This is a genomic window from Flavobacterium rarum (SeqCode), assembly GCF_965234445.1.
Lineage (GTDB): Bacteria > Bacteroidota > Bacteroidia > Flavobacteriales > Flavobacteriaceae > Flavobacterium > Flavobacterium rarum.
In genome coordinates, this window is record NZ_OZ248490.1 from 97,944 (window position 1) to 118,163 (window position 20,220).

The window sequence follows — 20,220 nt, forward strand, 5'->3', positions numbered from 1 at the left end:
TCGGGCTATATGCGCTACTTCGGTAGCCAGCGTCTATCCCTCTCGCATTATCGTTTTCAGAACAAGTATTTGTGATTTTTACCTTTCACAAAGCCAAAGCTTTTAGTTTGGATAAAAAAATTAACCATATAAAAAATATAAATTCTATGTTTCTATTTGGTAAAAAATAATTTAACCAAGTATAAGTTATTCTTATTCATCTTTCACTTAAACCCAGATTCCGCATTAGAAATCTACTACATCTGAATTCTACTTCAAAACCAAGAACTTTTTTCACGCTTTTATATTTTACATTGGAGTTCAAGATACGCTTTGCTTGATTCTCCTATTTTTAAATTCAAAATACAAAAGTATTACATCTTCAAAAATAGTCCGTGAGCTCTTGCTTTTATTGAATAATTCAGTTTCGTGACAAAGTATAATGCGGATTCTGGGTTAAATGAACTTATATTTAATATTTGGTAAAAAACTTAATGCTATTTATTATAAAATATAACGCAAAGGGCTAACTGTTTATCTTTCTCAAAATTTTTCAATCTTTTACAAAGATTCGAATCAAAATCTTTCAATCTTCCTACCTTAAGAATTCCAAACATTAACATAACTTTTAGAATTCCAAATAAATAATCCCATCTTTAAATTAGTATTTTTGAAGTTGCTCAATTTAAACTTATTCTAAAAATTAATTTAGAACAACAAACATTCTTTCTATGCAAAAGATTTTAATACAATCATTACTTCTTTTACTTCTTTCCATTCCAATAGTACACGCACAAAAACCTCAAAAACAAAATGCTGCCGAAATTTACGATCAAATTCAGAAACTGAATTTTCTGGGTACAGTTCTATACATTGCAGCACATCCAGATGACGAAAACACACGATTAATTTCTTATATGTCCAATGATATTCATGCCAGAACAGGCTATTTGTCATTAACTCGAGGCGATGGAGGTCAAAATTTAATTGGACCGCAATTACGCGAATTATTAGGAGTCATTCGTACGCAAGAACTTCTTGAAGCAAGAAAAATTGATGGTGGAGAACAATTTTTTTCCAGAGCCAATGACTTTGGGTATTCCAAAAACCCAGAAGAAACACTTCATATTTGGGACAAAGAAAAAGTGCTTGCCGACCTAGTTTGGACCATTAGAAAATTTCAACCCGATGTTATCATCAATCGATTTGACCATCAATCTCCAGGAACTACTCATGGACACCACACTTCATCAGCTATGTTGAGTATGGAAGGATTTGATTTGGCCAACAATGCAGCTTCTTTTCCAGAACAATTGCAACTCGTACAAACTTGGCAACCAAAACGCGCATTTTTCAATACTTCATGGTGGTTTTATGGCAGTAAAGAAAAATTTGATGCAGCAGACAAAACCAATTTAATCGGAATATCAACAGGCGTTTTTTACGCCACAATTGGCAAATCCAATCAAGAAATAGCAGCCTTAAGTAGAAGCAGTCACAAGTCCCAAGGATTCGGTAGTACTGGATCACGGGGTGAAGACACTGAATATTTGGAGTTTTTAAAAGGAGAGCCTTTGAAAGAAAAAAAATCCCTTTTTGAAGGTATAGACACCAGCTGGAACCGTGTAAAAGGCGGAAAACCAATTGGTGAATTGATTACCATTATTGCCAATCAATACGATTTTAAAAACCCAACTGCCAGCATCCCAAATTTGGTAAAAGTGTATACAATGATTCAAGCCTTGGATGAAAATCATTGGAAAACCATAAAATCCGAAGAAATAAAAAAAATTATTGCTAGTTGTTCGGGACTGTATCTGGAAGCGGTATCCAACGCTCAAGAAGCAACTCCTGGAAGTATTGTAAACTTAAAATTGGAAGCCATAAACCGAAGTTCTGCATTTATGCAATTGGTAAGTATAACTACAATGCCTGAACAAAAAACGACGGTCTTGAACTCCGATTTAAAAAACAATATACTTCAAAATAATACTATCGATTTACAATTACCGCAATCCATAGCCTACACGCAACCGTATTGGCTAAAAGAGCCCGGAACAATAGGTTTATACACTGTAGAAGATCAAAAAAATATTGGGATACCCGATATTATTAGAGAAGTAAAAGTGGTTTTCAGTATAAAAATAAATGGTGTTGAAATTCCTTTTGAAAGAACCGTAGTTTACAAATACAACGACGATGTAAAAGGTGAAATGTATAATTTCTTGGATATAGTTCCTGTAGTTACTACCACAATTCAAGAGAAAGTTTTACTTTTCCCCAATACCAAATCCAAATATATAGGTATAAATATAAAAGCGGGTAAAAACGATATCAAAGGAAATTTGAAATTGGATTTACCAAAAGAATGGAAAGTCAAACCAGCGTTTATTCCTTTTCAATTGGACAAAAAAGGAACAGATCAAACCCTATATTTTGAAGTTACGCCTCCCGCTCAAATGAATGAAGCTGTTGGAAAAAGCATTGTTACTATCGATGGAATATTATACGATAAAGAACAAATCAATATCAATTATGACCACATTACAAAGCAACAAGTTTTAAAAACAGCAGTGGTAAAATGTATTCGAATGGATTTAAAAACCAACGAAGAGAAAATAGCCTATATTATGGGAGCTGGCGATGAAGTGCCAAAGAGTTTAACTCAAATGGGGTATAAAGTCACCCTAGTAAAACCTGAAGAAATAACACCCGAAAAACTAGAATCCTTTGATGTGGTTATGACAGGTGTACGTGCTTACAATACGGTTCAGGAATTGGCAAACAAACAAGAAATTTTGTTTGATTTTGTAAAAGGAGGAAAAACAATGATTGTGCAATACAACACAACAGATGATTTGGTTACTGAAAAAATAGCACCATATCCTTTGAAAATTTCTAGAGACAGGGTTACTGAAGAAAATGCTGAAGTTCGTTTTCTAGTGCCCAATCATCCTGCTTTAAACTACCCAAATGCCATCACTTCAAACGATTTTAAAGGTTGGAAACAAGAACAAGGTCTGTATTATCCAAAAGAATTTGACAAGGCTTTCACTCCTATCCTTTCCTCCAATGACAAAGGAGAAAGTGCCAAAGATGGTGCATTACTGATTGCACCTTACGGAAAAGGAAATTATATTTACACCGGTCTTAGTCTTTTTAGAGAACTGCCAGAAGGTGTGCCAGGAGCCTACAAATTACTTTCGAATATGATTTCGATTAAACCATCTGTAAGTATTCCAAACCAAAAAGTAAAACAATAAATAACAAAGAAATGGAATCTAACAAACCAAAAATTTGGTCAAAAAACTACACATTAGTTTTAGTTGCTAATGCATTGTACATTATTGTTTTTTATTTAATAATGAAATTATACTCCTAAACTATGCAACTATTTGACTGGATTGTACTGATTGTAACACTATTATTTATTGTAATATACGGAGCATGGAAAACAAAAGGAAGTAAAAACGTCGAAGAATACATTCTTGGTAACAATGAAACACCATGGTTTACAGTAGGACTTTCTGTAATGGCTACACAAGCAAGTGCCATCACTTTTCTATCTACACCAGGACAGGCCTATCATGACGGAATGGGATTTGTACAATTCTATTTTGGATTGCCCATTGCTATGGTAGTAATCTGTCTCACTTTTATACCTATTTATCACAAATACAAAGTCTTTACTGCTTATGAATATTTAGAAAAAAGATTTGACTTAAAAACGCGTTCCCTAGCCGCTGTATTGTTTTTGGTTCAAAGAGGTCTGGGTACTGGAATTACCATTTATGCTCCTTCTATTATATTATCAGCATTATTGGGCTGGAACCTTACCTATATGAACATTGTAATTGGTTTCTTGGTCATAATTTACACCTTTTCTGGAGGTACCAAAGCAGTAAATGTCACCCAAAAACAGCAAATGTTTGTAATACTTGCGGGGATGGCCATTACTTTTTTCCTTATTTTGGACTATTTGCCAAACGATATGACTTTTGATAATGCAATTCATATTGCAGGTGCCAATGAAAAAATGAATATCGTGAATTTCTCTTTTGACTTGGACGAAAAATATACTTTTTGGAGCGGTATTACAGGGGGATTTTTTCTGGCTCTTGCTTATTTTGGTACCGATCAATCACAAGTGGGACGTTATCTGTCTGGAAAATCGGTACGTGAAAGTCAAATGGGATTAATCATGAACGGACTTTTGAAAGTACCCATGCAATTTTTGATATTACTAACTGGTGTAATGGTTTTTGTCTTTTTTCAATTCAATGAAACACCTTTAAATTTTAATCCAAATAATAAAATTACGGTTGAAAACTCTATATACAAAACGGAATATCAAAATCTACAGAAAGATTTAGACAAATTATCCGAAGATGAAAAAGTAATCAATCTTTTGTATATCGACCAACTCAATCAAGATTATGACAATCCAACACTTCGAAAAGAATTAGTAGCTCTCTCTCTTAAAGAAAAAGAGTTAAGGGCACATGCCAGAGAAATTATTTCAAAAGCAGATTCAAATAGTGAAACCAATGACAAAGATTATGTGTTTTTTTACTTTATACTCCATTATTTACCCAAAGGACTTATCGGACTTTTACTTGCAGTTATTATTTCTGCAGCAATGTCTTCTACAGCCTCTGGACTAAATGCATTGGCTTCAACAACCGCTATTGACATTTACAAACGAAATAATCCAGGTAAAACAGAAAAACAGTATCTCAATGCCACCAAATACTTTACTTTAATGTGGGGAATAATTGCCATTGCATTTGCCTGTATCGCAACATTATTCGAAAACTTAATTCAACTTGTAAATATCATTGGCTCCATTTTTTACGGCACAGTTTTAGGGATTTTCCTTGTTGGATTTTATACTCAAAAAATACGCGGCAAATCAATCTATTATGCTGCTATTATCAGTCAAATTGCCATTTTTATCATATACTATTTTACCAATTTTATTTACCCAAGTGGTGCCGAAAAACTGGGCTATTTGTGGCTTAACTTTATTGGGGCAACACTAACAATTGTTTTGTCTTACATTTTTCAAATTACACTTTTTAAGGATGAAGATAAAATTCAAACTCCTGAATATTTTAATTGAATGCACCCTATATAAAATTTGGAAATAAAGTGATTTCAGTTAATATTCCAAAAAAATTAATAAACTTCATTAAAATATGAAATTTACTCAATGTGTAGAAAACAAACAAAATCCCAAATCTTGTGAATTGGGATTTTTTTTATAAAATACTATTTTAAAATAATACAATTATTGTTAAAAATGATTTTAAAAAGGTAAATTTGAGGCAACTATTTAGATTAAAACCTTTTACAAATGAAAACAATTAAAATCATTGGCTTTGCTTTAATTTTTCAATTATTTGGCAATGCTACAACTTATGCTCAATTTGGTATTTCAACCGACTTACTCAAACTTGGAGCTTCAACTCTAGGAATTGAAAAATTATTTAAAAAACCTGCAGCAATTACAACTGGCTTTGAGGATGTAAAAAAAGAAGGATCAAAAATGCCTGATTTTTTCAAATTAGGAATCGCTCAACCGCTCTATTTGTTACCCAAAGCAACAAATGGTGGATATATACTTTGTGCGGGTTATTATGAAATGACCAACAAAAGCTATTGCTTGCATGCTGGTACATTTGCACCTTCGTCGGGTGATGGTTATATGTATGCACCAACCAATGGACCAAAAAAAGATATTGTAACAGCTATACTAAAGAGTGCCGAACAACATCCAGAAATTGATCAACATGCTATTCAAGTTTTGCTATGGGCTATAATTGCCAAAACAAAGTTTATTAATTTTGACACCGAAATAAAATTAACGGCAGTAACACTATTGAACAAAAAGCAATTATCACAACTAGAAGATGGTGCTCTTGGATTTTTACCCGACGAAATAATCAATGAAGTCAAAGCTAAAATGCCCGAAAGCCTTCAAACCGTTTTTGAAGCCGAAAACAGTATTCGCGGATTAGTTTCCTCTGGAAATTACACCTATCAAGAAATGGAAAAATATGCTATTTTGGCCGGAGTTGCACCTGCAAGAACCGATTACCCAAGCGGGATTTGGACTTTGCACCCAGATGGTTTCTATGTACGTTACATTCCATCGGGCTATTCAATCACAAAAGTTCAAATTTATGTGCCCAAAGAACTAATAGATAGCTTAAACGGAAAAAACCTTGTTTACGATTCAACTAATGATATTGCTTGTCCTGCCAATACTGGGTCTCAAAGATTGGCTCAAACAAATGAACCTTTGAATCCTGATTATTCTATTGTGCTAAATACAACATGTTATGGAGTAATACCAAACCCAAATAAAAATTAACCCAAATACTTTTCTGGTTTGAAGTTTTTCTCCCAAGGGCAATAGGGTTAATCTTTTTTCTCGCAAAGGCGCTAAGGCGCTAAGGTCGGACGAATCACTTTGCACCTTTGCGTCTTTGAGAGAGTTTTAATTTAAAACATATGCGAGAATTTCTGACGCTTATTAATGTATAAGCTTATGCAAAAGATAAGCTTGTTGGACTAATATATATTTGTAACTGGTATAAAATTTTTCTTTTTAAAATTCATAAAAAATCCCGTTTCGATTTCGACGAAACGGGATTTTTTGTTTGTTACTCCAACTTTAATGGAATCAACTTGAAGTAGATTCAAACTACTTTGAAAAAAAAAAAGAATACTTATTTCTTACTCCATTCTGCAATACTCTCTTTATTCATTTTTACATAATCTTGATTTTTTGCAATTTCTGCTGCTGCAAGAGAAAGATTTGCTGTTTCAATAGCTCCCTTTTTGTCTCCTAATTTTGCTTGAATCAAAGATTTCAATCTGTTGTACCAAAACGGTTTGTCTGTACTCATATCCAAAGCTTTATTTACATAAGCTAATGCTTTTGTATTATCACCATTAGATTGAAAGATGTATTGTGCAGCTGAAAAATAATCGCCAGATGTTGGTCCAGCCAACGCTTTTTCAATATTGGCAAGAGTTGCTTTTTGTGTTGGTACTTCAAATTTCATAGAAACAGAAGAGTTTTCCCAAGCCATATCCAAATAAGCAAAATTGGCGTCCAAACTATTTATACCTATAGTAAAACTTTCTACCGCTTTTGGTAAAGATTCTTCTTTTACTGTAGTTCTAAGCACCACATTACCTTCGTTCCAAACTTCAGGATTTCCCCAGTTGCTTGTATCTGAATAAAAAATTATTTCCCAACTTTCGATTTTAGGAACAGTATACAATGCGTATTTCCCTTTTGGTAAAGTTTTACCATCAATTACTACATCTTCGCTAAAAGAGATTGTAGTATTTTCATTAGCACCAGTTCTCCAAACTTTTCCAAAAGGCACCAAATTCCCAAATACAGCTCTTCCTCTAGCAGCAGGTCTTGAGTAAACAACTTGTACATCTGTCAATCCTACAGTTTGAAAGATAGTCGCTTTTGGACTGGCTTGAGGTGTTTTTAATTGAGCCTCTGCAATAAAGGGGGCTATAACAAAAGCTATAGCAATAAATAATTTTTTCATAGTATTGATTTAAGTGTTTGTTCAAATTTACAATTTCCAAAAATGCTAAATGTTAATTATATCTTAATTCAAAATTAGTATTTGGAGACTATCTCAAAATTTAATTCCTTGAAATGATTCACTATAACATCCGCTAATTCAAGGTCTTGATCTTTGGAATGCTCACTATTATATCCAACACAAAAAATACCCGCCGCTTTGGCCGCTTTCACCCCATTGGTACTATCTTCAATAACAATACAATTTTCTTTGGGTGCAATTGACAAGGAGGCAGCGTGCAAAAATATAGAAGGATGCGGTTTTGACATTGGAAAATCTTCTCCACTTACTATATGAGAGAAATATTGATGCAAATTAAAACGGCGAAAAACACGGTCAATCGTTACATTAGAAGCTGAGGAAGCTACTATTAATTGCATGCCATTTTGATGGAAATCTTTAATTAAATTCTCCACTCCTTCCAGCAAAGTTAAATCTTCTTTACTATCAAAAGCATCATTAAAAATTGATCTTTTTCTCATAATCAAATCTTCGACATCTTGTTCCAACTGGTAATGTTCTTTCAATTTCTGAAAAGTATTGCGGGTTGAAAATCCTGTAAAAGAAGTGTACATTTCCTCTGGAACATCAATATTGAGTTCTCCAAATTGTTTGTAATAGGCATAACGGTGTACGAGTTCTGTATCTACAATTACACCATCCATATCAAAAATTACGGTTTGTATCATTAAAATTTTGTTTAAATTGTTTAAAGTTTAAATTTATTTAAATTGTTTGATGAAAGCGTTTAAGATATGACACTCGTTTATTTGTCATTTATACGAAGGAGAAATCATACAACGGAGTATCAAATGCGATTTCTCCTTCGTCGAAATGACACTTTGCGTCTTATATTCATCCTAAATCTAATGACAGTAAAATGTTTTGTAAAATTTAGTTTTAGGAAACTCTTAAACAATTTAAACTCTTAAACAATTTAAACCCTTAAACCCTTAAACCGTTATACAATTTTAAACCCTTTATTCTTTCTTAAGTAAATAACGAATCACCGTTTCTGCGGCATAAAGCCCAAATAAACCAGGCATATAACTATTGGTTCCGTAAAAAGATTTTTTAAAGTTGGAACCATCGGTCATTTTCAAGCTCGATTCGTCTTGAATTTCTGAAGAGAATACTACTTTTAGTTTATCAATTTTAAATTCTTTTAATCTTCTTCTAATGGTTTTGGCAAAATAACAATTTACGGTATTGGTAATATCTGTAACCTTCACTTTTGAAGCTTCCATTTTACCTCCTGCTCCCATACTGCTAATTATTTTTACTCTTTTTCTCTTGGCTGCAATGATTAGGTTTAATTTTGGAGTTACACTATCAATACAATCCAAAACATAATCAAAATCCTCATTTACAATCTCATAAGCCCGCTCAGGAGAAAGAAACTCTTTTACTCGTATCAATTTCAATTCAGGATTAATATCCATCAATCGGTCACCTACAACATCGACTTTAGGTTGCCCTACGGTAGAATGCAGAGCTGGTAATTGCCTATTGATGTTGGTAATATCCACAACATCTCCATCTACAATGGTCATCGTCCCCACTCCTGCCCTAGCCAAAAATTCGGCTGCAAAAGATCCCACACCACCAAGTCCTACGACCATTACGTGTGCATTCTGTAAATTTTGTAACCCTTCTTTTTTAAATAATAGTTCGGCTCTTTCTGTCCACTCTGCCATATTTCTTTGTTTAATTTTTTTTAAAAAGTTTAATCGTTTAAAGGTTTAATTGTTCTTGGTTAGGGTTTGAAATTGTTTAATCGTTAAAAATTCTGACTCCCAAAACCGACACTCACAACGCAGAACTCATAATTCATAACATCTAAAAACTGCTGCAAAATTAGTTATTATTTGTTGTTGCATTTTATCCAACTTCCATTTTTTATATGTAGAAGCCAAAGTATATACTGCTTCAATTCCTTCTTCTACTGTATCGGTTTCCAAAAAGAATCTATCGTTTGGAACACTCAAAAAAACACTTTCCAGTTCAGGATTGCGCAATAAATATTTACCAAACGAAATATAAAACCCGTTATCAATTAATTCCTTGGCCACTTGTTTGTTCTTAGAAAATCCGTGAATAATCATGGGAACATTTAATTTTAATCTTTTCTTTGTGGCAATTACTTCCTGAAATGAAGCAACACAATGAATTATGACAGGCTTTTTGTATTTCTCCGCCAAAAGTAATTGTTTCTCAAAAACCATTTGCTGTAATTCTAATGGAGCTTCTATGCGTTTGTCCAATCCACATTCGCCAAGTGCGAGACAATTTGACTCTTTTAATTTGCTTTCTATAATTTGCAAATCAGTTTCCAATTGCTCTTCCCTTATATACCAAGGATGAATTCCGATGGAATAAAACGGAATAGTTTCATCAAACTCCTGTGGGTATTGATTCACGAGTTCCAAAACGTTTTCTTGATTGGTATATTTGTGCGTATGTAAGTTGAAAAATTGCATTAATCGTGAAACTTCTTTACACCTGCTTTTATTTCAATCGCCAAATCATTTTCCAAAGGCACTTTCGGGCAAGAATATTTGTAATTGTAGGCACAGTATGGATTGTACGACAAATTAAAATCGATTGCAATAGCATCTCCCGTTGGGATTTTTAAATCTATGTATTTCCCGCCTATGTAACTCTCTTTCCCTGAAGTCAAATCGGAAAAAGGCAAAAACAAATAGTCTTTGTACTCCTCTTTTTTGGAAAGTTCTATATTGCGATACAGATTGAGTTTGAATTCTTTTCCGTCTAATAGAAATCGGGCTTCTCCATACTTTACATACATTGGTTTTCTAGTAGTAGAAGTTGGCATTTCAAATGGTTTTTCCTTCTCCGTTCTTGTAAACTGAGCAACAACAAAAGCTTTCTCGTTAATAGGATAAAAATCCAATGATTTGAAATGAACCAAATCTTCAACTGTCAAAGGGCTTGTTTTGGCATCTGCATACTCTGTGTTGAGCTCTTTTTGAAATTTCTCGACAGCTAATACATCAAATTTTTCTTGGGCAAAGCCTACATTAAATAATGTCAATAGAACCAAAGTCAGTATAACTCTCATGTTTTAATTTTTAGACAAAAATAGTTTAAAGTTACAAAGCCACAAAACCATAGCCTCTTAAAAAAAACAATGCATTTACAGATTAACAGCAAAGACCGCAAGGAATTTCGTTATATGACTGTCCGTAACTAATACCAATAAGATTATTAATCGATTTATTAAATAAAAGTAAAAACTTAAATATGTTTATTTGACACAGATTACACAAATTTTCACAGATTAATTTGTGAAGCCCTAAAGCTTTCCTACAGTGTGGACACATCAAAAAATAGAACACAGACCCCGATAGCAATCCTATTGTGTGTACACAAATATTAGCCTTTTTTTTACGTATTCTTAATAAATCAATTTTAATAAGACCTAGTTTTATCAGCAATTCCAACATAGCCCGCGGTTTTAACCGTGGGTAACGTATCGATAAACATTTTTTTTAGACATTGAATTTCCCCTAATATTGTCCCCAACGGTTGAAACCGTTGGCTATGGTATAATCAAATCGTTGTCAAGAGGAATTACTATAATAAATTGCTTTATTCAAAACCCAAATTTTGGAGTTGTGTCCACACGATAAGATAGCAATCGGGGCTGATTGGACGGATTTACACAGATAAAAATTAGTTAATCCATTTCTGGTCTTATAGATTATGTATATTTTATACTCAAACTTTTAATTTATAACCAAAGAATCAGTGCTAATCTGTCTAATCTGTAGAATCTGTGTCCCATTATGAAGTAGAATATATTTGTGTACACACGATAGGAAAGCTTTCGGGGTATCAAAATCTTATTAAGCTGAATAGTTACAAATATGTTTATTTGACACAGATTACACAAATTTTCACAGATTAATTTGTGAATCCCGAAAGCTTTCCTATAGTGTGGACACATCAAAAAATAGAACACATATTCAACAGATTGGACGGATTTACACAGATAAAAATTAGTTAATCCATTTCTGGCCTTATAGATTATATATATATTATACTCAAACTTTTAATTTATACCCAAAGAATCAGTGCTAATCTGTGTCATCTGTGTCAAAAAATCAATCATAGTCTGCTTTACGGATAGTCATATTTCGCCAATTTCGCTACCCTTTGCGGATAGTGTACTCTTTGCGGTTAAACATTTTAGTTTTACCTTTGAATAAATTCAAAATTTCGAATGCTCAAAACTGCTCTTAGCCAATACATCAATAATTTTAAAGGATTCACACGAGAAGTTTGGATTTTGACTCTTGTAACCTTCATTAACAGAGCAGGGACAATGGTTTTGCCTTTTCTATCCAAATATTTAAAAGAAAATTTACATTTTACCTATACCGAAGTAGGTTGGATAATGGTTTGTTTTGGTTTAGGTTCCATGCTAGGCGCTTGGATTGGCGGAAAATTATCGGACAAAATCGGGTTTTACAAAGTCATGATTTTTAGTCTATTTATCAGCGGTGTATTATTTATTTTATTGCAATACATAACCTCATTTTGGGGATTATGTATAGGAATGTTTGTGATTATGGCCATATCCGATATGTTTCGTCCCGCAATGTACGTATCCCTAAGCGTCTATGCCAAACCCGAAAACAGAGTTAGAGCCTTGTCCTTGGTCCGTTTGGCTGTGAATTTAGGTTTTACTGCTGGACCAACAATTGGAGGTTTAATCATTGTAGGTCTAGGGTACCAAGGATTGTTTTGGGCCGATGGTACTACTTGTATTATTGCCATATTATTGTTTGTTTTATTAGTAAAAGAAAAGAAAAAAATAGCAGTCGAATCCGATTCAATTCCTTTAGAAAAAAAGTCAATTTACAAAGACAAACCTTTTTGGGTACTACTTTTTATTTGTTTTATATCCGCAATGGTCTTTTTCCAAATATTCACCACTTTACCACTCTATCATCATGAAAAATTTGGCTTATCCGAATTCCAAACCGGATTAATCATATCTATAAATGGCTTACTTGTATTTTTGTTTGACATGCCTATAGTGAGCATGTTAGAACGAAAAAAAACAAGTAAAATCAAGAATATCCTTTGGGGGTCGTTATTCATGGCTTTGGGTTATTACATTTTATTGATAGACATTTGGGTAGGCATTCTTATTGTAAGTGTCATTTTATTGACATTTGGCGAGATATTTTCCTTCCCTTTCTCCAATGCCATTGCACTCAATAGAGCTCCAAAAGGGCAAGAAGGACAATATATGGGACTATACACTATGAGTTTTAGCCTTGCTCATATCCTAAGTGCAAAAGGAGGACTTGAAATCATCAGTCGTTTTGGCTATCAAACCAACTGGATTGCAATGGGAAGTTTTGGTTTATTGGGTGTATTAGCCTGTATTTGGCTCCAAAAATTGATCCAAGTAGAACAAAATCAACCCAAAACACAAATTTAATTTTTTAAAGAATCATTTGGGCGTGACCGTATTTGAAAAAGTGACCCAATATTCACACTGCTTATTCGGCCACTTTCTCAAATACGGTCGGGTCATCCATGTTACAAGGTAACTTATTTCTACCCCTCACGAAAAAAACCACAGCAGTTGTATTTCAAAAGGAGTTTTGCAGTACTAACGTTATTTTCATCTTTATCCTAACAGGTTTCTAAAACCTGTTTGATATTTAATACTTTTTCTAAAATCTTTTCAATTCTATAAATTGCTTTTTACCAATTAAGCACAATATAAAACCATTTTCATTATAATACTGTCCGCAAAGTGTACCGAATCTACTTTTCTGCCACTGATTATCCAAATTCTCACAGATTTTATGCGCATCATAAAGAAATCTGTGTAAATCTTTTTAATCTGTGGCCAATTTTCTGTTTTGCTCTAAGCCACGGGTACTCCTATTCCTTTAATTCAAAAACACCTAACCCGTTTTAGAAACCTGTTAAGATAACTCAATCCAGTTCAATAAAATCGATGTAAAACTAAAAAATTAGTTAAATAACTATATTTATAGTTTGCAAACTAGAAATATAGTTGTAAGTTTGTTTCAAATAAAATCATCATGCAAAAATTAACAAACAAGGAAGAAGAAATCATGCACATTTTATGGAAGCTCAAAAAAGCATTCGTAAAAGAAGTTATGGCAGAAATCACAGAAGACCAACCGCATTACAACACCTTATCCACTATTGTACGCAACCTCGAAGAAAAAGGTTTCGTAGCCTACAATGCCTTTGGAAACACACATCAATACTTTCCAATTGTAAGTTTAGAAGAGTACAGCAAAAAATTTATGAATACAGCCATTGACAACTATTTCAATAGCTCGTACAAAAATATGGTGTCCTTTTTTGCCAAAGAAGAAAAAATATCAGCAGACGAATTGCGAGAAATTTTATCGATGATAGAGCAAAAACAATAACAAATATGGAAACACTATTCATTAATATAGCAAAATCCAGCGGACTGATAGGAATGTTTTACATCGCTTATTATTTCCTATTGCGAAAAGAGACTTTTTTCACGGCAAATCGTTGGTATCTTTTAGCAGGTTTACTAACTTCTGTAATTTTGCCATGGATAGTTTTCACCTCCATTGTTTGGGTAGAACCAACACCCTCAAATTTTAACTGGACTAGAATACCTCATACAGTTGCAATACAAAAAGAAAGCTTTGAAATCAACTGGTATCTCTTTTTGACAGGCAGTTATGGTATTGGAATTATGTTGTTTTTAACACAGTTTTTTCTTGACTTTTATAATCTTAATCGCGTTTTAAAAGGAAAACCTACATACCAACAAGCCGACCATAAATTCATTGACATAAAAGAGAACATAGCTCCTTTTTCCTATTTCAACACCATTGTTTACAATTCATCACTGTACAGCGAATCTGAAATGGAAAGCATACTCGAACACGAAAAAGCACACAGCGACCAATACCATACTATAGACGTACTAATCACACGTTTCTTTTGTATTCTTTTTTGGTTCAATCCATTTATATGGCTGTACAAAAAAGCCATTTTGCAAAACCTAGAATTCATAGCAGACAATGAAGCTTCCAAAAACATATCCGACAAAAAAGCCTACCAACTCACACTTTTAAAAATAACAACACACGAAAACTGCGTTGCCATTACCAATCATTTTTATCAATCATTAATCAAAAAACGAATCGTTATGTTAAACAAAAATCAATCAAAAAAATGGAATTCCTGGAAGTATCTATTAGTAATTCCAGCATTAGTTGCCTTTGTGTTTTTATTCCAAATGGAAGTAATTGCAAAAGAGAAGAAGCAGAATCAAAGAATAGAACAATCAACTTCAAATGATGAAGATGTTTATAAAATCACTAAGAATACAACAGAAGCAGAGTTAAAAGAAAAAGCCGCAATTCTTAGTGAAAAATATTCCATAACAACCACTTTCTCTCATATAAAAAGGAATTCAAATAATGAATTAATTGGTTTAAAAATTAAACTTCAAAAAGGAAAAGAAATAGCTACCATAATGGAAGTAAATAGCAGCGAACCTATAAAAGAATTTGCAATAGCCATTTCCAAAAACAATAATGGAACCACAAATATTGGTATCGTTACCGAGAATAATAAAACGAACGATAAATTAGTTCAAGAAAGCAAGATTATTGTTTCTAATACATCTATTCCTGCCGACACTGAAATTTTTATTGATGGAGCAAAATCAGACAAAGCCGAAATGGACAAAATAGATCCAAACGAAATTGCAACAGTAAATGTCAATAAAAACAATGACAAACAAGAAATCCGAATAATTACAAAAAAGTTTGCAAAAATAGGTAGCGAAAATGACATTTATATCAATGGCCAAAAAGTAAACCAAAACGAATTAGACAATTTAGACCAAGGAAAAATCGAAACAATGGATGTCAATAAAAACGGAAAAACAATTCGAATTGTAACCAAAAGAGATACTTTTACTTCTCATGACCAAAATGTGCCAATCCCTCCTTCTCCTCCAACACCACCCGTTTTAAAAATTAAAACACCACCTCATCCTGCATTTCCAAAAGCACCGAAAGCGCCAAAAGGAGACCCTATACATGGAGATAAAAAAGCTTGGAAAGAGTTTGAAAAGAAAATGGAAGAATATGATGCCAAAATGAAAAAACTAGAACCTCAAATGGAAGCTTTTGACAAACAAATGGCAGAATTTGACAAACAAATGGAACCCTACAATAAAGAAATGGAAATTTTTGAAGAGAAAATGAAAGTTTATGAAAAGCAAATGGAAGAATATCAGTCCAAAATGGAAAAAGAAAATAATTAATGTTTTTCAAAGAATCATTAAAAAAGACGGTTTCTCATCAAAACCGTCTTTTTTTATATCTTTGAAAAAAAAATCTACTATGTATAAAATTCTAGCTCAAATCAACAAACTAATTTTACCAAGCTTTACCAAACAAAGATTAGATCTTTCAAAAGCCAAAAAATGGCAAATGGCAATTATTGGCTATCGGTATTATGTAACAACAAAAGCACTTGATTGCAGATTGTAGTTAGTTTAAAAGAGTTTGAAATTGTTTAAAAGTTTAATTGTTTAAGAGCCTAATGCCGCTTAAAAAGGTTTGATTCATTAACAACAAAAAAGTTTGGAAACAGCCCTATTTAAAAACTTTAAACAAAACTTAAACAACATTAAACTCTCATTTTTCAATACGTCATTGCCGCAAAAATGGCATTACCAACAATTTTTTCTCTACCGTTCAGAAAAGTAAGCTCCATCAGGAAATTGCATTGTACAATTACACCTCCCAGTCGTTCTACCAATTCGCAAACCGCTTTTGCGGTACCTCCTGTAGCCAGAACATCATCGTGAATCAAAACTCGATCGCCTTTTTGTATGGCATCGGTATGAATTTCGAGTGTATCAGTTCCGTATTCTAAATCATAGGAAGCCGAAATGGTATCAAAAGGCAGTTTATTGGGTTTACGAACCGGAACAAAACCCACATTCAATTCCTGCGCCAAAAGCATTCCGAAGAAAAAACCGCGGCTTTCTACACCAATTACCTTGTCTATTTTTTTATCTATTACCGATGAAACCAAGATTTCGAGGCATTCTTTCCTTGCATTTGCATTAATTAACAAAGGAGTGATGTCTTTAAAAGCAATTCCTTCTTTTGGAAATCCCTGAATATCACGTATATAATTTTTTAAACTCATTTTTTTTAATTTTTATATAAATTCATACTTGCAAGTTACACATTTATTCTTATATTTGCACCCGCAAACAAGTTCAACGAACAGCATTGAAAACAATGAATAAGTAAGCAAAATGGCCTTGTGGCGCAACTGAATAGCGCACTTGATTACGGCTCAAGAGGTTACTGGTTTGAATCCAGTCAAGGTCACAAAAAAAACCCTAAACATTTTAAGATGTTTAGGGTTTTTGCTTTTTAAACCTCATCTACAACGTTGCCATATCTATGACAAAGCGGTAACGTACATCACCTTTTACCATTCGGTCAAAAGCCTCATTTAGGTTTTTAATATCAATCATTTCAATATCGGAAACAATTCCATGTTCTGCACAAAAATCGAGCATTTCTTGGGTTTCAGGCAAACCGCCAATTAGTGAACCCACAATACTCTTACGCCCCATGATTAGACCAAAAGCTTGCAATTCATAAGGAGATGGTGGCACTCCAATGCAAACATGAGTTCCTTTGGTTTTCAACATCGATATATACAAATTTAAATCATGTGGAGCCGAAACGGTGTCGAGAATAAAATCGAAATATCCCGTAACACTTTTAAGTTGTTCAGTGTCTGTAGTAACTACAAATTTATGAGCTCCAAGTTTCTTGGCATCAATTTCTTTTTTGGGTGAGGTACTCAGAACGGTTACTTCGGCACCAAAAGCAACTCCGAATTTTACCGCCATATGCCCTAAACCGCCAAGGCCTAAAACTGCCAATTTATGTCCTTTTCCAACTCCTAAAAACTTTAATGGTGAATAGGTTGTTATTCCAGCACAAAGCAATGGTGCTGTAGCAGCCAAATCAAGTTTATCTGAAATATGCAAGACAAAATCTTCGTGAACCACAATCGTATTGGAGTAACCTCCGTAAGTTGGCGTTTTGTGGTCTTGTTCCATCCCATTGTAAGTACCAGAGAATCCATTTAAACAAAATTGCTCCAAACCTTCTTTGCAGTTATCACAAGTTCTGCAGGAATCAACCAAACAGCCTGTTCCTGCTAGATCGCCTACTTTGAACTTTTTGACATGACTACCCACTTTTATAACTTTACCAACGATTTCATGTCCCGGAACCATTGGAAATATACCCCCGCCCCATTCATCTTTTATTTGATGGAGATCGCTATGACAAACACCACAAAATAGAATATCAAACTGCACATCATGTGGCCCTACTTCTCTTCTTTCAAAATTCCAAAGTGCTAAGTCCGACTTAGCATCTTGTACTGCAAATCCTTTTGTTGCTATCATAATCAATAATTTTTCAATAAAGTTATGTAAATTATTGATTAATAGTGTTTTAAATTTTACAATAATATAAATTAAAAAAATATTCTGATTGAAGACTTTTAAAGATTTAGAAATTTGTTTCTTTGTTAATTGTTATCCTTCATAAACCTTGAATTTAAAACCAATAAATGCCCGAATATTTCCTAGACAAAGAATACAACAACCATACTTATGGCGTGGATGAAGTCAATTTCAAGGAATTTGAATGTTGTACATTCAATAAATGCACCTTTTCGGCTTGTAACTTTATGGACGTTACTTTTATTGATTGTGTTTTTAATAATTGTATTTTCAGCGAAGGCAAAATTAATCATGTGGCTTTGAGAACCGTAACTTTTAATCGTTGCGAAATTAAGGACGTTAATTTTTCGATGTGCAACAAACTTATTTTTGAAGTCCGCTTTACTGATTGTGTACTTGATTTTTCCAAGTTTTATACTTTGAAAATAAAAGGAACTCCATTCATTGATTGTAGTTTGGTTGCAGTAGATTTTATGGCTACCGATTTGACTGAAGTACTCTTTGAAAATTGCGATTTGTACCGCGCCGAATTTGCCAAAGCCATTGCCAACAAAGCCAATTTTAAGACCAGTTACAATTATACTATTGACCCAAAAGTCACAAAATTAAAGAAAGCAATATTTGCATTAGAAGGGCTGAAAGGTTTGCTTTATAGACATGATATTATTGTCAAGTAAGGAACTATAATTTTTTCTCCATTACATAATCTTCCATAAGGTAACCGTGATCCAATTCGATATTGACTTCTTCCACGATTTCAAATCCTAATTTTTGATAAAAATGCAAGGCTTTATTGAATCGATTTACGTTTAAGGAAAGTGCAGTTGAATCATTTTCTTTAGCAATATTTTCAACAAAATCAATTAATATCTTTCCAATTCCTTTGCCTTGAGTTTGTGGCAAAATATAAATTTTATGAATTTTGGTTTGCTTTTTTTGATTGTAATGATGCTCATAGGAAGCAAAACCCAAAGTCTCCTCGCCCTCTTTGGCCAATAAAAAATGATGTACTTTATTTAGAACACTATCCTTTAGCGCTTCTTCATTATAAAAGGCATCCAACATATAATCCAATTGCGCTTTCGAAAGAATTTCTCCATAAGCAATTGGCCAGGTTTGATGAGCTATGTCTTGAATTGTTTTGTAATCGTTTGTTGTAGCTGGAATTATTGTAATCATTTGAAAATAGAAAATAGAGATTAGAAAATAGAAAAAAGTATTAAGTTTTGAGTATTAAGAATTTTTCTGAATTGCTTTACTCTTTCAATAAAAAAAAAATGGATTAAAAGACACTGAAACTGAACACTAAAAACCTGAACACTGAACACTATCCTCATCCGTGAATAGTCTCATTCTTACCATAATTGGAAATAATAGATTCTTCAAATTCCAGCCACTCTCTCCAGCGTTTTTCGACATCGATTCCAACTCCATATTTTCGGGCGTAGGTTATAAAAGTAGTATAATGACCTGCTTCGCTTTCCATTAAATCCCTGTAGAAAACAGATAGTTCTTCATCTTGAATATTTTCAGAAAGCACTTTGAAACGTTCGCAGCTTCTAGCTTCTATCATAGCAGAAAATAACAAACGTTCTACCAAACCCGAAACACGGCTTCCGTCTCCGCTTTTTTTCATATACAAATACAATTCATTTACGTAATCGTCTTTGCGCTCGCGACCAAGCTTTAAACCACGTTTGATGATGATATTGTGGACTTGTTCGAAATGATCGATTTCTTCTTTGGCCAAAGCCAATAAATCCTTTACCAAATCTTGGTGTTCCGAATTGTTGGTTATAATGGTTATGGCATTGGTAGCTGCTTTTTGCTCGCACCAAGCGTGATCGGTAAGAATCTCTTCGATGTTTTTCTCGACGATATTTACCCATCTTGGGTCGGTTGGTAATTTTAATCTTAGTACAGACATGATGATTTTAGATTTTAGATAGCAGATTTTAGATTCGTTTAAAAATCGATTAAGACTTGTTTAATTTTGTTTAAACTGTTTAAAAGTTTAAGCCCTAATTCGAATAAAAA

Annotated in this window: 17 protein-coding genes and 1 tRNA gene; 9 read left to right on the forward strand and 9 right to left on the reverse strand. The window is 33.3% G+C overall.

The window, feature by feature from the left end:
* Positions 1 to 710 precede the first annotated feature (710 nt).
* The 3 genes from AC8GF4_RS08585 to AC8GF4_RS08595 all read left to right on the forward strand — a co-directional run bounded on the left by AC8GF4_RS08585 (position 711) and on the right by AC8GF4_RS08595 (position 6,355).
* Positions 711 to 3,242: a PIG-L family deacetylase gene (locus AC8GF4_RS08585; RefSeq protein ID WP_506593901.1), complete on the forward strand. Its 2,532-nt coding sequence runs from the start codon at positions 711 to 713 to the stop codon at positions 3,240 to 3,242.
* Between the two features lie 122 nt (positions 3,243 to 3,364).
* Positions 3,365 to 5,101 (forward strand): sodium:solute symporter family protein, encoded by a 1,737-nt coding sequence (locus AC8GF4_RS08590; RefSeq protein WP_506593902.1) that lies wholly within the window; start codon positions 3,365 to 3,367, stop codon positions 5,099 to 5,101.
* A 234-nt stretch (positions 5,102 to 5,335) separates the two neighbouring features.
* A complete protein-coding gene (locus AC8GF4_RS08595; RefSeq protein WP_506593904.1) occupies positions 5,336 to 6,355 on the forward strand; it encodes a hypothetical protein in 1,020 nt (339 codons plus the stop codon).
* A 358-nt stretch (positions 6,356 to 6,713) separates the two neighbouring features.
* Here the strand turns inward: AC8GF4_RS08595 and AC8GF4_RS08600 are convergent, their stop codons facing one another.
* From AC8GF4_RS08600 to AC8GF4_RS08620, 5 genes are all read right to left on the reverse strand, one after another.
* The gene (locus tag AC8GF4_RS08600) at positions 6,714 to 7,559 is read right to left on the reverse strand and encodes a DUF2911 domain-containing protein (RefSeq protein WP_506593905.1); all 846 of its coding nucleotides are present in this window, start codon (positions 7,557 to 7,559) and stop codon (positions 6,714 to 6,716) included.
* A 74-nt stretch (positions 7,560 to 7,633) separates the two neighbouring features.
* Positions 7,634 to 8,287 (reverse strand): HAD family hydrolase, encoded by a 654-nt coding sequence (locus AC8GF4_RS08605; RefSeq protein ID WP_506593907.1) that lies wholly within the window; start codon positions 8,285 to 8,287, stop codon positions 7,634 to 7,636.
* Positions 8,288 to 8,578: 291 nt separating this feature from the next.
* Complete coding sequence (locus AC8GF4_RS08610) at positions 8,579 to 9,295, reverse strand: tRNA threonylcarbamoyladenosine dehydratase (protein WP_506593908.1); 717 nt, start codon at positions 9,293 to 9,295, stop codon at positions 8,579 to 8,581.
* Between the two features lie 126 nt (positions 9,296 to 9,421).
* Positions 9,422 to 10,078, reverse strand: a complete 657-nt coding sequence (locus AC8GF4_RS08615) for a TatD family hydrolase (RefSeq protein ID WP_506593909.1) — start codon at positions 10,076 to 10,078, stop codon at positions 9,422 to 9,424.
* Positions 10,078 to 10,680, reverse strand: a complete 603-nt coding sequence (locus AC8GF4_RS08620; protein ID WP_506593911.1) for a DUF1684 domain-containing protein — start codon at positions 10,678 to 10,680, stop codon at positions 10,078 to 10,080. Before AC8GF4_RS08620 ends, AC8GF4_RS08615 begins: the two co-directional genes overlap by 1 nt.
* Before the next feature lie 1,164 nt (positions 10,681 to 11,844).
* Here AC8GF4_RS08620 and AC8GF4_RS08625 point away from each other — a divergent pair.
* The 4 genes from AC8GF4_RS08625 (at position 11,845) to AC8GF4_RS08640 (ending at position 16,168) form a co-directional block, all read left to right on the forward strand.
* Positions 11,845 to 13,074 (forward strand): MDR family MFS transporter, encoded by a 1,230-nt coding sequence (locus tag AC8GF4_RS08625; protein WP_506593912.1) that lies wholly within the window; start codon positions 11,845 to 11,847, stop codon positions 13,072 to 13,074.
* Positions 13,075 to 13,690: 616 nt separating this feature from the next.
* The gene (locus AC8GF4_RS08630; protein ID WP_506593913.1) at positions 13,691 to 14,050 is read left to right on the forward strand and encodes a BlaI/MecI/CopY family transcriptional regulator; all 360 of its coding nucleotides are present in this window, start codon (positions 13,691 to 13,693) and stop codon (positions 14,048 to 14,050) included.
* Positions 14,051 to 14,055: 5 nt separating this feature from the next.
* Complete coding sequence (locus AC8GF4_RS08635) at positions 14,056 to 15,939, forward strand: M56 family metallopeptidase (RefSeq protein ID WP_506593915.1); 1,884 nt, start codon at positions 14,056 to 14,058, stop codon at positions 15,937 to 15,939.
* Between the two features lie 79 nt (positions 15,940 to 16,018).
* Entirely contained in the window at positions 16,019 to 16,168 is a 150-nt protein-coding gene (locus AC8GF4_RS08640) for an SsrA-binding protein (RefSeq protein WP_506593917.1), read from the forward strand.
* Positions 16,169 to 16,322: 154 nt separating this feature from the next.
* Here the strand turns inward: AC8GF4_RS08640 and AC8GF4_RS08645 are convergent, their stop codons facing one another.
* Entirely contained in the window at positions 16,323 to 16,835 is a 513-nt protein-coding gene (locus tag AC8GF4_RS08645; RefSeq protein ID WP_506593918.1) for an adenine phosphoribosyltransferase, read from the reverse strand.
* Positions 16,836 to 16,949: 114 nt separating this feature from the next.
* Here AC8GF4_RS08645 and AC8GF4_RS08650 point away from each other — a divergent pair.
* A tRNA-Arg gene (locus AC8GF4_RS08650) sits at positions 16,950 to 17,023 on the forward strand.
* Between the two features lie 56 nt (positions 17,024 to 17,079).
* On the opposite strand, the gene AC8GF4_RS08655 is transcribed toward AC8GF4_RS08650, so the two are convergent.
* Positions 17,080 to 18,123, reverse strand: a complete 1,044-nt coding sequence (locus AC8GF4_RS08655; RefSeq protein ID WP_506593919.1) for an NAD(P)-dependent alcohol dehydrogenase — start codon at positions 18,121 to 18,123, stop codon at positions 17,080 to 17,082.
* A gap of 167 nt (positions 18,124 to 18,290) precedes the next feature.
* On the opposite strand from AC8GF4_RS08655, the gene AC8GF4_RS08660 reads away from it, so the two are divergent.
* A complete protein-coding gene (locus tag AC8GF4_RS08660; RefSeq protein ID WP_506593920.1) occupies positions 18,291 to 18,860 on the forward strand; it encodes a pentapeptide repeat-containing protein in 570 nt (189 codons plus the stop codon).
* A 4-nt stretch (positions 18,861 to 18,864) separates the two neighbouring features.
* On the opposite strand, the gene AC8GF4_RS08665 is transcribed toward AC8GF4_RS08660, so the two are convergent.
* Together AC8GF4_RS08665 and AC8GF4_RS08670 are read right to left on the reverse strand one after the other, a co-directional pair.
* Complete coding sequence (locus AC8GF4_RS08665) at positions 18,865 to 19,362, reverse strand: GNAT family N-acetyltransferase (RefSeq protein WP_506593921.1); 498 nt, start codon at positions 19,360 to 19,362, stop codon at positions 18,865 to 18,867.
* Between the two features lie 154 nt (positions 19,363 to 19,516).
* The gene (locus AC8GF4_RS08670; protein ID WP_506593923.1) at positions 19,517 to 20,110 is read right to left on the reverse strand and encodes a MiaE family protein; all 594 of its coding nucleotides are present in this window, start codon (positions 20,108 to 20,110) and stop codon (positions 19,517 to 19,519) included.
* Between the last annotated feature and the right edge of the window lie 110 nt (positions 20,111 to 20,220).